The organism is Phytohabitans kaempferiae, from assembly GCF_042433955.1.
GTDB lineage: Bacteria > Actinomycetota > Actinomycetes > Mycobacteriales > Micromonosporaceae > Phytohabitans > Phytohabitans kaempferiae.
The window spans coordinates 14,857-27,678 of sequence record NZ_JBHLUH010000003.1; the positions used below are offsets into that span (position 1 = coordinate 14,857).

12 protein-coding genes and 1 pseudogene are annotated in these 12,822 nt (G+C 71.5%); 9 read left to right on the forward strand and 4 right to left on the reverse strand.

The features are described 5' to 3' along the window. Nucleotides 1-47 precede the first annotated feature (47 nt). Nucleotides 48-1,340 carry an acetyl-CoA C-acetyltransferase gene (locus ACFFIA_RS00495; protein ID WP_377243837.1) on the forward strand — a complete coding sequence of 431 codons (1,293 nt, stop codon included), beginning with the start codon at nucleotides 48-50 and terminating at the stop codon, nucleotides 1,338-1,340. 17 nt (nucleotides 1,341-1,357) lie between these two features. Beyond that, nucleotides 1,358-2,776 (forward strand): adenylosuccinate lyase, encoded by a 1,419-nt coding sequence (gene purB, locus ACFFIA_RS00500; protein WP_377243528.1) that lies wholly within the window; start codon nucleotides 1,358-1,360, stop codon nucleotides 2,774-2,776. A 48-nt stretch (nucleotides 2,777-2,824) separates the two neighbouring features. Here purB and ACFFIA_RS00505 read toward each other — a convergent pair whose 3' ends face one another. After that, nucleotides 2,825-3,286 (reverse strand): hypothetical protein, encoded by a 462-nt coding sequence (locus ACFFIA_RS00505; RefSeq protein WP_377243531.1) that lies wholly within the window; start codon nucleotides 3,284-3,286, stop codon nucleotides 2,825-2,827. A 78-nt stretch (nucleotides 3,287-3,364) separates the two neighbouring features. On the opposite strand from ACFFIA_RS00505, the gene ACFFIA_RS00510 reads away from it, so the two are divergent. Continuing rightward, nucleotides 3,365-3,709, forward strand: coding sequence for a winged helix-turn-helix transcriptional regulator (locus ACFFIA_RS00510; RefSeq protein WP_377243534.1), 345 nt, complete (start codon nucleotides 3,365-3,367; stop codon nucleotides 3,707-3,709). Between the two features lie 110 nt (nucleotides 3,710-3,819). On the opposite strand, the pseudogene ACFFIA_RS00515 reads toward ACFFIA_RS00510, so the two are convergent. Continuing rightward, nucleotides 3,820-4,122 (reverse strand): annotated as a pseudogene (locus ACFFIA_RS00515) (heavy metal-binding domain-containing protein); the annotation flags it as partial. 119 nt (nucleotides 4,123-4,241) lie between these two features. Continuing rightward, entirely contained in the window at nucleotides 4,242-4,922 is a 681-nt protein-coding gene (locus ACFFIA_RS00520) for a S1 family peptidase (RefSeq protein ID WP_377243537.1), read from the reverse strand. Between the two features lie 229 nt (nucleotides 4,923-5,151). Here ACFFIA_RS00520 and ACFFIA_RS00525 point away from each other — a divergent pair, with 229 nt between their 5' ends. The 5 genes from ACFFIA_RS00525 to ACFFIA_RS00545 all read left to right on the forward strand — a co-directional run bounded on the left by ACFFIA_RS00525 (nucleotide 5,152) and on the right by ACFFIA_RS00545 (nucleotide 9,692). Then, nucleotides 5,152-5,445: a TMEM165/GDT1 family protein gene (locus tag ACFFIA_RS00525; protein ID WP_377243540.1), complete on the forward strand. Its 294-nt coding sequence runs from the start codon at nucleotides 5,152-5,154 to the stop codon at nucleotides 5,443-5,445. Nucleotides 5,446-5,601: 156 nt separating this feature from the next. Then, a complete protein-coding gene (purS, locus tag ACFFIA_RS00530) occupies nucleotides 5,602-5,877 on the forward strand; it encodes a phosphoribosylformylglycinamidine synthase subunit PurS (RefSeq protein ID WP_377243543.1) in 276 nt (91 codons plus the stop codon). Further along, on the forward strand, nucleotides 5,874-6,572 hold the full coding sequence (gene purQ / locus ACFFIA_RS00535) for a phosphoribosylformylglycinamidine synthase subunit PurQ (RefSeq protein WP_377243546.1): 699 nt from the start codon (nucleotides 5,874-5,876) through the stop codon (nucleotides 6,570-6,572). The genes purS and purQ overlap by 4 nt, the downstream gene beginning before the upstream one ends. Beyond that, on the forward strand, nucleotides 6,569-8,944 hold the full coding sequence (gene purL, locus ACFFIA_RS00540) for a phosphoribosylformylglycinamidine synthase subunit PurL (protein ID WP_377243549.1): 2,376 nt from the start codon (nucleotides 6,569-6,571) through the stop codon (nucleotides 8,942-8,944). The genes purQ and purL overlap by 4 nt, the downstream gene beginning before the upstream one ends. Beyond that, nucleotides 8,937-9,692, forward strand: coding sequence for a 2-phosphosulfolactate phosphatase (locus tag ACFFIA_RS00545; protein WP_377243552.1), 756 nt, complete (start codon nucleotides 8,937-8,939; stop codon nucleotides 9,690-9,692). Before purL ends, ACFFIA_RS00545 begins: the two co-directional genes overlap by 8 nt. Nucleotides 9,693-9,967: 275 nt before the next feature. On the opposite strand, the gene ACFFIA_RS00550 is transcribed toward ACFFIA_RS00545, so the two are convergent. Then, nucleotides 9,968-12,280, reverse strand: a complete 2,313-nt coding sequence (locus ACFFIA_RS00550) for a carboxypeptidase regulatory-like domain-containing protein (RefSeq protein WP_377243555.1) — start codon at nucleotides 12,278-12,280, stop codon at nucleotides 9,968-9,970. Between the two features lie 184 nt (nucleotides 12,281-12,464). Between ACFFIA_RS00550 and ACFFIA_RS00555 the strand changes: the two genes are divergently transcribed. Next, nucleotides 12,465-12,818, forward strand: coding sequence for a sterol carrier family protein (locus ACFFIA_RS00555; protein ID WP_377243558.1), 354 nt, complete (start codon nucleotides 12,465-12,467; stop codon nucleotides 12,816-12,818). The last annotated feature ends 4 nt before the right edge of the window (nucleotides 12,819-12,822 follow it).

Consider the following 12,822-nt stretch of genomic DNA (forward strand, 5'->3'; position numbering starts at 1 on the left):
CGCTCGCTTCGCTCGGTCATACGAGTATCCTACTGACGAGTAAGGTTATCTGGGAGGGGAAGTCCGTGCGGAGAGTCGCGATCCTCGGTGGCAACCGGATCCCGTTCGCCCGGTCCAACAGCAGGTATGCCACCGCGTCCAACCAGGACATGCTCACCGCCGCGCTCGACGGCCTGGTCGCCCGCCACGGGCTGGCCGGCCAGCGCCTGGGCGAGGTGGCGGCCGGCGCGGTGCTGAAGCACTCGCGCGACTTCAACTTGACCCGCGAGGTGGTGCTCGGCTCCCGGCTCGATCCGCACACGCCGGCGTACGACGTGCAGCAGGCGTGCGGCACCGGGCTGGAGGCGGCCATTCTCGTCGCCAACAAGATCGCCCTCGGCCAGATCGAGGCGGGCATCGCCGGTGGCGTCGACACCACATCGGACGCGCCGCTCCAGCTCAACGAAGACATGCGCCGGGCGCTCCTCCGGATCAACTCGGCCCGGTCGCTCGGTGGGCGGCTGCGGGCGGCGACCGGGCTGCGCCCGCTCCAGCCCTTCCGGCCCGACGTCCCGCGCAACGCCGAGCCGCGCACCGGGCTCTCGATGGGCGAGCACGCGGCGGTCACCGCACTGGAGTGGGGCATCACGCGCGAAGACCAGGACGGGCTCGCGCTGGAGTCGCACCAGCGGCTGGCGGCGGCGTACGAACGCGGCTTCTTCGACGACCTGCTCACGCCGTACCTGGGGCTGAGCCGCGACCAAAACCTGCGGCCGGACACCTCGCTGGAGAAGCTGGCCTCGCTCAAGCCGGCGTTCCGCGCGCCGGGCGGCGAGCCGACGATGACCGCGGGCAACTCCTCGCCGCTCACCGACGGCGCGGCGCTGGTGCTGCTCGCCTCGGAGGAGTGGGCCTCGGCGCACAGCCTGCCGGTGCGGGCCTGGTTCGTCGACGCGGAGACGGCGGCGGTCGACTTCGTACACGGCGGGGAAGGGCTGCTCATGGCCCCGGCGTACGCGGTGCCGAGGCTGCTCGCCCGGCGTGGGCTCACGCTGCGAGACTTCGACTTCTACGAGATCCACGAGGCGTTCGCGTCGCAGGTGCTCGCCACGCTTGCGGCCTGGGAGTCGCCCGAGTTCTGCAAGGAGAAGCTGGGCCTGGACGCCCCGCTCGGCTCGATCGACCGGTCCAAGCTCAACGTCAACGGTTCGTCGCTGGCGGCGGGTCACCCCTTCGCCGCGACCGGCGGCCGGATCGTCGCGACGCTCGCCAAGCTGCTCGAGGAGAAGGGCAGCGGGCGCGGGCTGATCTCCATCTGTGCGGCGGGCGGTCAGGGCGTGGTCGCAATCCTGGAACGCTGACCTGTGAGAATGGGCGGGTGATCCCCAATGTGCTCGCCGCCCGCTACGCGTCCACCGAGCTGACCGCGATCTGGGCGCCGGAGGAGAAGGTGCGGCTGGAGCGGCGACTCTGGGTCGCTGTCCTGCGCGCCCAGCGCGACCTGGGCATCGAGGCGCCTGAGGGGGTCGTCGAGGCGTACGAGCAGGTGCTCGACCAGGTCGACCTCGCGTCGATCGCCGCCCGCGAGCGGGTTACCCGCCACGACGTGAAGGCGCGGATCGAGGAGTTCAGCGCGCTCGCCGGCCACGAGCACGTGCACAAGGGCATGACGTCCCGTGACCTGACCGAAAACGTCGAGCAGTTGCAGGTGCGCCGGTCGCTGGAGCTGGTCCGCGACCGTGCCGTCGCCACCCTCGCGCGGCTGTCCCGCCTCGCCATCGAGCACTCCGACCTGGTGATGACCGGCCGCTCGCACAACGTCGCGGCGCAGGCCACCACGCTGGGCAAGCGGTTCGCGTCGGCGACGGAGGAGCTGCTGATCGCGTACGAGCGGCTGGAAGACCTGATCGAGTGGTACCCGCTGCGCGGCGTCAAAGGCCCGGTTGGCACGGCGGCCGACCAGCTCGACCTCTTCGACGGTGACGCCGAGCGGCTGGCCGAGCTGGAGCGGCGCGTGGCCCAGCACCTGGGTTTCAGTCGCGTGCTGGACAGCGTCGGCCAGGTGTACCCGCGGTCAATCGACTTCGCCACTGTGGCGGCGCTGGCGCAGCTCGTCGCCGCCCCTTCCTCGCTGGCCACGACGATCCGGCTGATGGTGGGGCAGGAGTTGGTCACCGAGGGGTTCCGGCCCGGGCAGGTGGGCTCGTCGGCGATGCCCCACAAGATGAACACGCGCTCCAGCGAGCGGGTCAACGGGCTCGCCGTGATCGTCCGCGGCTACCTGTCGATGGTCGGCGAGCTGGCCGGCGACCAGTGGAACGAGGGCGACGTCTCCTGCTCGGTGGTGCGCCGGGTCGCGCTGCCGGACTCGTTCTTCGCCACCGACGGGCTGTTCCAGACGTTCCTGACGGTGCTCGACGAGTTCGGGGCGTACCCGGCGGTGATCGCCCGGGAACTCGACCGCTACCTGCCCTTCCTCGCCACGACGAAGATCCTGGTGGCGGCGGTGCGGCGGGGCGTCGGGCGGGAGTCGGCCCACGAGGCGATCAAGGAGCACGCGGTCGCGGTGGCGCTGGCGATGCGCGAGAAGGGCGTCGCGGAAAACGACCTCTTCGACCGGCTCGCGCTCGACAGCCGGCTTGGGCTGACGCGTGCCGAGATCGACGCGTTGGTCGCCGATCGGGAGGCATTCGTGGGCGCCGCGCCGGCCCAGGTGCGCGCGGTGGTCGACCGCGTGGCGGCGGTGGTCGCCCGCCATCCGCAGGCGGCCGCGTACGCGCCCGCGCCGATCCTCTGAGGCGGCGGCCCTGCCCGCGTCGATCGGCAGAGCCCGGCGGATCCGGTCTCAGCGGAGCAGGCGTCCCTGGCCGTCCATCGGGCGGCCGGCGAGCACCACGATGCCGTCGATCGTGAACCACAGCCAGAGTCCGAAGTAGATGATGAACGGGAAGACCAGCAGGAACCCGCACCAGAACGAGATCCAGCCGACCAGCGTCAGCACGATCTGCGCGATGCCCAGCCCCATGTTGCCGGCGTACAGGCGACCGATGCCGCCGAGCCCGATGAGAAAGCCGGGCAGGAGTTGCAGCAGCCCGGCGGCGACTCGGCTCTTGTCCGAGTACGGCAGGCCGGTGAGCGGGTCGAAGCCGTACGAGCCGGCGTAGCCGTAGGGGCCGGGCGAGTACGGCGCCGGCGCGTACGGGCTGGGCGAGTAGTGCTGCGGCACACCGGAGGTCGGATAGCCGTACGGGTTGGGATCCTGGTACCGGTATTGGTACGGATCCTGACCCGGGGGTGGGGAGGTCATGGGCGCACGCTACCGGTGTGTCCGCTGGGAAAGTGGCCGATCATGGACTGTCCCGCGTCGCTGCGTACTCTTGATTTCATGTCCCCCAACCGAGCCGGTCACGACCCGCGCGCCTGCGACCAGCGGCTGACGCGGGCGTTCACCTTCCTCGGCAAGCGGTGGAACGGCGTGCTCATCGGCGTCCTCGCGAGCGGGCCGGCGGGCTTCGCCGAGCTGGCGCGGGCGATCGAGGGCATCAGCGAGTCGGTCCTCTCCGACCGGCTCAACGAGCTGGCCCGGCTCGGCCTCATCACGCGTACGGTCCGCGAAGGCCCACCGGTGGGAGTGAGCTACCAGCTCACCGAGCGCGGCGAGTCGCTGATGCCGGTGCTCGACGACCTCGCGCGCTGGGCCGGGGAGAACCTCCCCGACCCAGCGGCGTGACACGGCCCGCCAAGTAGCGGGCTGTGCGGCCCACCGGCCCCACATACGGCCGGCGCTTGGCCGGTGGCTCAAGGCAGTGAGATGCTCCACTGTTTTCACAGCACCTTCGTGACCACGACGGCGGTGCCGTATGCGCACAGCTCGACCCAGAGTGTCCCGGTGTCGCGGTGGTCGAAGCGCATCCCGAGCACCGCGTTCGCGCCCCGTTGGCGCGCGGCCTGGCCCAGTTGGGAGACGGCTTCGGTGCGCCAGCGCAGGAGGTGTTCGGGGGCGCGCGGGTCGTACGCGCCGCCGCGGAGTGACTTGACGCCCTCCGCGAACGCGTTTCTGGTACGGGCAAGCGAGACGATCACTTCGCCCAGTACCGCGTGTATGTGGTAGCCGGGCAGGTCGTCCGTTGTGACGACGAGCACTACGAGAAAGTAGGACTTTCCGGGCAGCGACGTGCCGGCAATCGCCACGCGTGCCCGCCCAGCGCAAAACCGCGCGGCGCGGACATGCGCCCGCGCCGCGCAGCTTGAGGCCGTAACCGTCACACACCAGACACAGAGCGAATCCAGGCACGGTTGTACGCGACGCTGCCGTAGTTCTGGATGCTCTGGCCGTCGGCGGTGGAGGCGACGCCGACCTGCTGGCCGTTGTAGAACTGCGGACCGCCCGAGTCGCCCCGCCACGCGTTCCCGTTGATCCGGGTCGTGCGGATCGCCTGGCCGCCGTACGCGTCCGTGGCGCTGTTGCTGGTCACGCGGACGCTGGCGGTCTTCAGTTGCGTGGAGGCGCTGCAACCGCTGTAGCAGGTCATGCCCCAGCCGTAGATCGAGTTGGTCGAGCTCAACGGCGGGTTGCTGCTGGCCAGCGTCACGTACGACGTGCTCACCGGGCTGTTGAGCTGCATCAGCGCCAGGTCGTAGCGGGCGTACGCCGCGGTGACGCTACGGGTCACGCCGCCGGAGGAGCGGTTGACGCTGCCGACCCGCACGGACATCGTGCCGCTGACGCAGTGGCGAGCGGTGAGCACCCAGTTGGCGGAAATGATCGTGCCGGAGCAGGTGAACGAACCGTTGCTGAACACGGCCGCGGCCCAGGGGGCGGAGGAGACGGTACCGCCACCAATGATCATCGGGGTGGCGTCGTCGGCGACGGCGACGCCGGGGAGGGTCAGGGCGCCGGTGACGGTAGCGGCGATGGCGGCCACGGTGAGGCGGATGCGCATTGAGGCACTCCTTCGTAGGGGGTGGCACCAAACGCTAAGGCCATTGACGATCGTCTAAAAGATCAGATCGAGGTCATACGATGCGTTGATGCCTGGTCGTCCCGCCCTGACCAGGGCCTTGTGACCCTCTGCCACGCCCTGGTCGAGGCATTCGCGGCTCGTGTCCGCCTCCGGCCGATAGAGTCCGGCCGGGAAGGAGTGGCAGCAGGAGAAGGAGTACTCCGAGAAGGTGACGCCTCCGTGCGGTGGCTGGCGGGCGGCCGGCACCAGCTTCGCCGTACTCTTCACCGCCGAGTGGGGCGATCTGTCCCAGCTCCTCACCGCCGGCCTGGTGGCGAGCGGCCAGCCGGCCATCCCGTTCTTCCTCGGCTCGTGGGCGGCGTTGGCGGTGGTCTCGGGGCTGGCGGTGCTGTTGGGGCGGTGGTTGCTTCGCCGCGTGCGACTGTCACTTGTGCGATACGTCGCAGCGGCCATCTGTGCCGTACTCTGTGTAGTCACGGTTGTCGGCGTGGTCACCGGATAAGTGGGTGTCAGCACCCCTGTGGACGAGGCAGCCGGTGCGTGCCGCTCGCTCTCTACCAGGTACGCTGGGCACCGCCCGTCTCCTTTCGCGAGGAGGCATACATCCGGCCCAGAGGCCGATAGCGGCAAAATCTGCGTGCACAGTCAGGAGTGTCCAGTGGCTCGCGTCGTTGTCGACGTCATGCTCAAGCCGGAGATCCTCGATCCGCAGGGCCAGGCGGTGGCCAGCGCGCTGCCCCGCCTCGGTGTCGACGATGTCACCTCCGTCCGGATCGGTCGGCGCATCGAGATCGAGTTTGCCGGCGAGCCCGATCTCGACCGGGCCCGTGAGATCGCCGACAAGCTGTTGGCCAACCCTGTGATCGAAGACTTCGCGTTGCATATCGCCGAAGGCGACTCCCAGGAGTCCCAGCCGGCGGAGGCGCCCGCATGAGTGCACGGGTTGGTGTGGTTACGTTCCCCGGGTCGCTCGACGACGGCGACGCGATGCGTGCCGTGCGCCTCGCCGGTGGCGACGCGGTGGGGCTCTGGCACGCCGACCCCGACCTGCACGGTGTCGACGCGGTGATCCTGCCCGGCGGCTTCTCCTACGGTGACTACCTGCGTGGTGGCGCGATCGCCCGGTTCGCCCCGGTGATGGAGTCGATCGCGGCCGCGGTGCGCGACGGGCTGCCGGTGCTCGGCATCTGCAACGGGTTCCAGATCCTCTGCGAGGCGCACATCCTGCCCGGCGCGCTCATCCGCAACCAGCACATGCACTTCCGCGCCCGCGACCAGCGGCTGCGCATCGAGGCGGTGCAGCCGGTGTGGACCAACGCGTTCAACGACAGCCAGGAAGTGGTCATCCCGATCAAGCACGGTGAGGGCCGCTACGTCGCCGACGAGCGCACGCTCGACGAGCTCGAGGCCAACGGGCAGGTCGTCGCGCGATACGTGGGCGGCAACCCCAATGGCGCGCAGCGCGACATCGCCGCGGTCAGCAACGCGGCTGGCAACGTCGTCGGCATGATGCCGCACCCCGAGCACGCGGTGGACGCCCTGACCGGCCCCTCCACCGACGGTCTCGGCTTCTTCACGTCGATGCTGAAGTTCCTCGCCGGTGTGCCGGCGGACCAGGGAGCGTCATGACCACTGAGCCCCAGGTGGCCGCCGAGGAAAACAGCGAGGCGGTCGCGAATGTCGTCGTGGGCGAGTTCGACGGCGGTCCCGACACCGTCCAGCGCGCCGCCGCGACGCCCGACGAGCTCCAGCCGTACGCCGAGCTGGGCCTGCGCACCGACGAGTACGAGCGGATCCGCGAGGTGCTCGGCCGCCGGCCCACGCAGTCCGAGCTGGCGATGTACTCGATCATGTGGAGCGAGCACTGCTCCTACAAGTCGAGCAAGGTGCACCTGCGGCAGTTCGGCGAGAAGGCGCCGCCCAGCGACCGGCTGCTCGCCGGCATCGGGGAAAACGCGGGCGTCATCCAGATCGCCGACGACATCGCGGTGACCTTCAAGGTCGAGTCGCACAACCACCCCAGTTACGTCGAGCCCTACCAGGGCGCGGCCACCGGGGTCGGCGGCATCGTCCGCGACATCCTCGCGATGGGCGCGCGCCCGGTCGCGGTCATGGACCCGCTGCGCTTCGGCGCCGCCGACCACGAAGACACCGCGCGCGTACTGCCCGGCGTGGTGGGCGGCATCGGTGGCTACGGCAACAGCCTCGGCCTGCCCAACATCGGCGGCGAGGTCGTCTTCGACCCCTGCTACCAGGGCAACCCGCTGGTCAACGCGCTCTGCGTCGGCGTGCTCCCGGTCGACCGCCTGCAAAACAAGGCGGCCGCCGGCCCGGGCAACATCGTGGTGCTCATGGGCGCCAAGACCGGCCGTGACGGCATCGGCGGTGTGTCGGTGCTGGCGAGCGCGACGTTCGACAGCGAGAGCGAGCAGCGCCGCCCGTCGGTGCAGGTCGGCGACCCGTTCATGGAAAAGCTCCTGATCGAGGCGTGCCTGGAGCTTTACGACGACCGCCGCGTGGTCGGCATCCAGGACCTCGGCGGCGCGGGCCTGACCTGCGCGCTCACCGAGACCGCCGCGGCGGCCGGCACCGGCATGACGGTCGAGCTCGACCACGTGCCGCTGCGCGAGCCGTCGATGGCACCGCACGAGATCCTGGCGAGCGAGTCGCAGGAGCGCATGCTCCTCATCGTCGAGCCGCACCAGCTCGAGTTCGTGCTCAAGACGGCCGCCCGGTGGGGCGTGCTGGCCACCGCGATCGGCGAGGTCACCCCGCCCGGCCCCGACGGGCTGCCGGGCCGCCTCACGATCACGTGGCAGGGGCACACGGTCGTCGACGTGCCGCCCGGCTCGCTCGCTGACGACGGCCCGGTGTACGCCCGGCCGGTCCGCGAGCCCGCCGACCTGATCCTGCTCCAGGCCGACCGCGCCGAGACGCTGCCGCGACCCTCCACACCGGAGGACGTACGCGCGACGCTGCTCCGCATGATCGCCTCGCCCAACCTCTGCGATAAGTCGTGGGTCACCGAGCAGTACGACCGGTACGTGCTCGGCAACACCGTGCTCGCCCAGCCGGAAGACGCCGGTGTGATCCGCATCGACGAGAGTTCCGGGCTCGGCGTGGCGCTCTCGGTCGACGGCAATGGGCGATACGCGCGCCTCGACCCGTACAGCGGGGCGAAGCTGGCACTCGCCGAGGCCTACCGCAACGTCGCCGTCACCGGCGCCAAGCCGCTCGCGGTCACCAACTGCCTCAACTTCGGCTCGCCCGAAGACCCGGCGGTGATGTGGCAGTTCGCCGAGGCGGTGCGGGGTCTGGCCGACGGCTGCGCCGAGCTGGGTATCCCGGTCACCGGCGGCAACGTCAGCTTCTACAACCAGACCGGCGCGGCGGCCATCCATCCGACCCCGATCGTGGGCGTGCTGGGCGTGCTCGACGACGTCGCGCAGCGGGTCCCAATGGGCTTCCCCAAGCCCGCCCACGCCGAGGGCGACATCATCTTCCTGCTCGGCGAGACCCGGCTGGAGCTCTCCGGCTCGGAGTGGGCGTGGGTCACCCACGAGCACCTCGGTGGCGTGCCGCCGAAGGTCGACCTGGCCCGCGAGCGGGCGCTGGCCGAGCTTCTCGCCGAGGCCGCTCGGGTCGGTCACCTCACCTCGGCGCACGACCTCTCCGACGGTGGCCTCGCGCAGGTGCTGGTGGAGGCGTGTCTGCGCCGCGGCGTGGGCGCCCGGATCGCGCTGCCCGACGACTTCACCGCCGGCTCGATGCCGTTCGTCTACCTCTTCAGCGAGTCGGCTGGGCGGGCGATGGTGTCGGTGCCGCACGGTCAGGAGAAGGCGTTCACCGCGCTCTGCACCGAGCGGGGCGTGCCGTGGTGCGCGCTGGGCGTCACCGACGAGAGCGGTGGGCAGCTCGAGGTCCGCGACCAGTTCACGATCGGGCTCGACGAGCTTCGGGAGGCGCACACCGCGACCCTGCCGCGCCTCTTCGGTGCCTGAGCCGCTCTTCGCGCAGCCCGGCACCGGCGTCCGCTTCGAGTGGGGTCTGGCGGGCGCGGCTGAGCTGGGCCGCGTCTGCGCGGTGCTGGTCGTGGTCGACGTGCTGTCGTTCACCACGTCGGTCGACGTCGCGGTGGGGCGGGGCATGCGGGTGCATCCTTTTCCGTGGGGTGCGCAGGCCGACGACTTCGCCCGCCGCATCGGCGCGGTCGCGGCGGTCGGTCGCCGCGCGGTGAACCGGGAGCGTCCGTGGTCGCTCTCGCCGGCCAGCCTCCGCTCCGCGCCGGTCGTGCCCGACCTGGTGCTGCCCTCGCCCAACGGCTCGGCCATCTCCGCCGCCGCGAGCGCGACCGGACATCCGGTGGTCGCCGGCTGCGTCCGCAACGCACGCGCCGTCGCGCGCTGGCTCCTTTCCGAGGGGTACGGCTCGCGTCAGTCCCCGATCGGTGTCGTCGCGGCTGGCGAACGGTGGCCCGACGGCGCGCTCCGCCCCGGCGTGGAAGACCTGCTCGGCGCGGCGGCGGTGCTCGACGGGCTGGCAGATGCGCCGGGCGGCCTTTCGGTCGAGGCGGCGGTGGCGCTGGCCGCGCTGACCAGCGTCCCCGACCTGCCGGGCGCGATCCGCGCCTGCGCGTCCGGGCGCGAGCTGACCGAGTCAGGGTTTGCCACGGACGTGGCGATCGCCGTCGAGGTGGGCGTCTCCGACGTCGTACCGGTGCTGCGAAACGGCGTCTTCACCTCCGCCTGATGCCCCTTTGGGCTCGCCAAGCAGCGTTGCGCGGGCGTCTTCGTCTCGCCGAGAGGCGCTGCGCGGGCGTCGTTGTTCGGGCTCGCCGAGCGTTGCTGCGCGTGGTCGTGTTCGGGCGAGGGGCGCTGTGCGGGCCGTCGTTGTTCGGGCTCGCCGAGCGTTGCTGCGCGTGGTCGTGTTCGGGCGCGCCGAGTGGTAGGGCACGGGCTGTCGTAAAGGGCTGAACAGCGAAGTGGCCGCACCGGGCTTCCGGTGCGGCCACTTCGAAGCTTGCCTCAGTCGTCGAGCCAGTCGAGCGAACGGCGCTCGCCCCGCCCGGCTGGCTGCTGCGGACCACCGCGGCCCGAATGCGGCCCGGCCTGGTCGTCGCCGTAGTAGCCGCCCTGGTCGTATCCGCCACGCGGGTCGTAGCCGGCGCCGCGCTGCTGAGGCACCTGCTCGTAGCCACCACCCTGGTCGTAGCCGCCCTGGTCATAGCCGCCGTTGCCGTAGCCGCCACCGGACTGGCCGCCGTAGCCGCCGCCCTGGTCGTAGCCGCCACCACCGCCACTACCGCCACCGCGCGGCTGGCCGTAGCCACCGTCAGCGGGGCCGTAGCCGCCGCCCTGGTCGTAGCCACCACCGGGGCCGTAGCCACCGCCACGGTCGGGCTCGGGCTCGCCCCGGTAGCCGCCGCCACCGCTGCCGTAGGTGCCGGACCCGTACGCCGAGGGCTGGGACTGGCCGTAGCCACCGCCCTGGCCGCCAGCGTTGTTGCCGTCCCAGCGGCCGGTGGGCTCGTCGTAGCGGTCGCTGCCGCCGCCGTAGCCACCGCCTGAGGGCTCGCCGTAGCCGCCGCCCTGGGGCTCGCGGTAGTCGCGACCGCCGCCGTAGCCGTCGTCACCGCGACCGCCGCCGCCCGCGTACGGGCCGGCCGGTGCGGCGGGGCTGCCGTAGCCACCAGGCGCGGCCGGGCCGCCGTAGCCGTTGGCACCGCCGCGGTCGTAGCCGCCAGGGCCACCGTAGCCACCGCCGCTGGTGGGGCCGCTCGGGGTGCCGTAGCCGCTGCCGCTGATCGGGCGACCGTACTCACCGCCGGCCGGTGCGCCGTTGGGCCCGCCGTAGCCACTGCCGCTGGTGGGGCCACCTGGGGCGCCGTAGCCGCTGCCGCTGGTGGGGCCGCTCGGTCCTCCGTAGCCGCTGCCGCTGGTCGGGCCGCTCGGGGCGCCGTAGCCGCTGCCGCTCGTGGGCCGGCCGTACTCACCGCCGCCGCCCGCCGACCCGCGACCGTAGGTGCCGCCGCCGCTGGGGCCACCGGCCGGACCACCGTAGCCGTTGCCCGAGGCGGGAGCCGCACCGTAGACGCTCGTCGCGCCCGCGCCACCGGGGCCGTAGCCACCGCCGGCCTGGGGCGGCGCGAACCCGCCCTGGCCGTTGTAGCTGGGGCTCTGCGGCGGGAGCGGCGCGCCGTACGGGTCGGGGAACTCGTCGGCCGGCGGCACCGGGCTATGCAGCATCGTGGGCGCGTCGGCCATCGAGGGGCGCCCGATCATGGTGGGGGCGGCACCCGCGCCGGCGCCGGCGATCCTGGTGGCGTCGTTGGCGGGGTGGTAGACGCCCTGCGCGCCGGGCACCGGCGTGCGGCCGCCGGGGCGCATCGGCTGCTCCGGGGCATCGTCGTCGACATCGTCCGCGCCATCCTGCTTGCGTCGCACGATGAGGAGCACGATCGCACCGACGCCGAGGGCGACGAGCAGGCCGCCGACGATGATCAGGAGCCACGAGCCCATGCCGCCGCCGGAGCTGTTGGCGACGGGCTGGGCGGCGAGGTCGGACTCCTCGGCTGCCGGCTCCTCGCTCGCGACCGGCTCTTCGGTCGGCGGAGCGGACGGGGCCGCGGAGGGCGTCGCCACCTTGGTGGACTTCAGCGCGAACGTGCCCACCGTCACGGACTGGCCGGCGCCGCCGGTGACCTTCTTCTCGTCGACGTCGCCGTAGTCTTCGTGCTGCACACCGACGAAGATGTCGCCGACCGCGATCGGCTGGCCATCGCAGCTGGTGAACCGGTAGTTGCCGCTGCTGGTCGTCGTGGTGTTGCAGCGGTGGTCCTTCGAGTCGAGCAGCGCGACCGAGACGCCCTCGATGCCCTCGCCGGTGGTGGTGTCCTTGACCTTGCCAGACACCTGCCTGACCGACTGCTCCTGTTGCTGCTGGGGGCCGCGCACTGTCATGTTTCGCTCGGCGTTGCCGCTGCCGTCGCTGCTCTCGACGCGGATGCGCAGCGTGCCCTGCCGGGTCTGCCCGGCCGGCACGTTGCCACCGACCAGAGTCGCGTTGAAGTTGGCCGTCTGTCCGGGGTTGATCTGCCGCTGCACGTCGCACTCGCCGCTGCAGGAGAGCCCGTCGAACGTGCTGACGCTGATCTGGAACGACGTCGGCGTCTGGTTGTTGTTGCGGACGCTGTACTGCAAGGTGGCCTGCTGGCCGGCGTTGATGGTGCCGGAGGAGAGGTTGGTGATCTGGACGTTCGGGTCTTCTGCGAAGGCGGGTGCGGGAACGGCGACGAGAGTGCCGACAACCAGCGCCCCGACCACACCGGCGCGAAGCATCCAGGCTCGTCGGTGCGTAGTCACGTCCACCGCCCTTCCGTTTCCTTCATCCCGCTCTCGGCCGCCGCAGCACAGCAACCAGCCCGTGACAAGTACACCGTCGGCAACTATGCCTTGTTCGGGGGTACCGGCGCGACCCAGGGGCGGGACCTTGTGTGGAAACTGAGGGTCGTATCGTCCCGACGTGTCCCCTGCGCACAATAAGTCCGTCGTCTTGGAAGCGGTCCTGGCGGCGCTCGACGCGGGCCAGGTGCCCGAGCGGTCGATGCTGCGTGATGCCGTGCGGGAGCTCCTCTCCGCCCTCGCGCGGCGCGCTCCCGGCCGGTCCGTGGAGGTGCGGGTCCCACCATACGGTGCGGTACAGGTCGGTGCCGGTCCACGACACACCCGAGGCACGCCGCCAAATGTCGTCGAGATGGATCCGGTCACCTGGGTCCAGTTGGCCACCGGCCGGGTCGGCTGGGACGAGGCGGTTACGCAGGGGCGCATCACGGCCAGCGGTACCCGGGCCGACATATCCGGCTACATACCTATGTAACACC

Coding starts and splice junctions, on each gene's coding strand:
- ACFFIA_RS00505 (WP_377243531.1), bottom strand. CDS start 3,286: ATGACCTCCCCACCCCCGGGTCAGGATCCGTACCAATACCGGTACCAG.
- ACFFIA_RS00510 (WP_377243534.1), top strand. CDS start 3,365: ATGTCCCCCAACCGAGCCGGTCACGACCCGCGCGCCTGCGACCAGCGG.
- ACFFIA_RS00520 (WP_377243537.1), bottom strand. CDS start 4,922: ATGCGCATCCGCCTCACCGTGGCCGCCATCGCCGCTACCGTCACCGGC.
- purQ (WP_377243546.1), top strand. CDS start 5,874: ATGAGTGCACGGGTTGGTGTGGTTACGTTCCCCGGGTCGCTCGACGAC.
- purL (WP_377243549.1), top strand. CDS start 6,569: ATGACCACTGAGCCCCAGGTGGCCGCCGAGGAAAACAGCGAGGCGGTC.
- ACFFIA_RS00550 (WP_377243555.1), bottom strand. CDS start 12,280: ATGCTTCGCGCCGGTGTGGTCGGGGCGCTGGTTGTCGGCACTCTCGTC.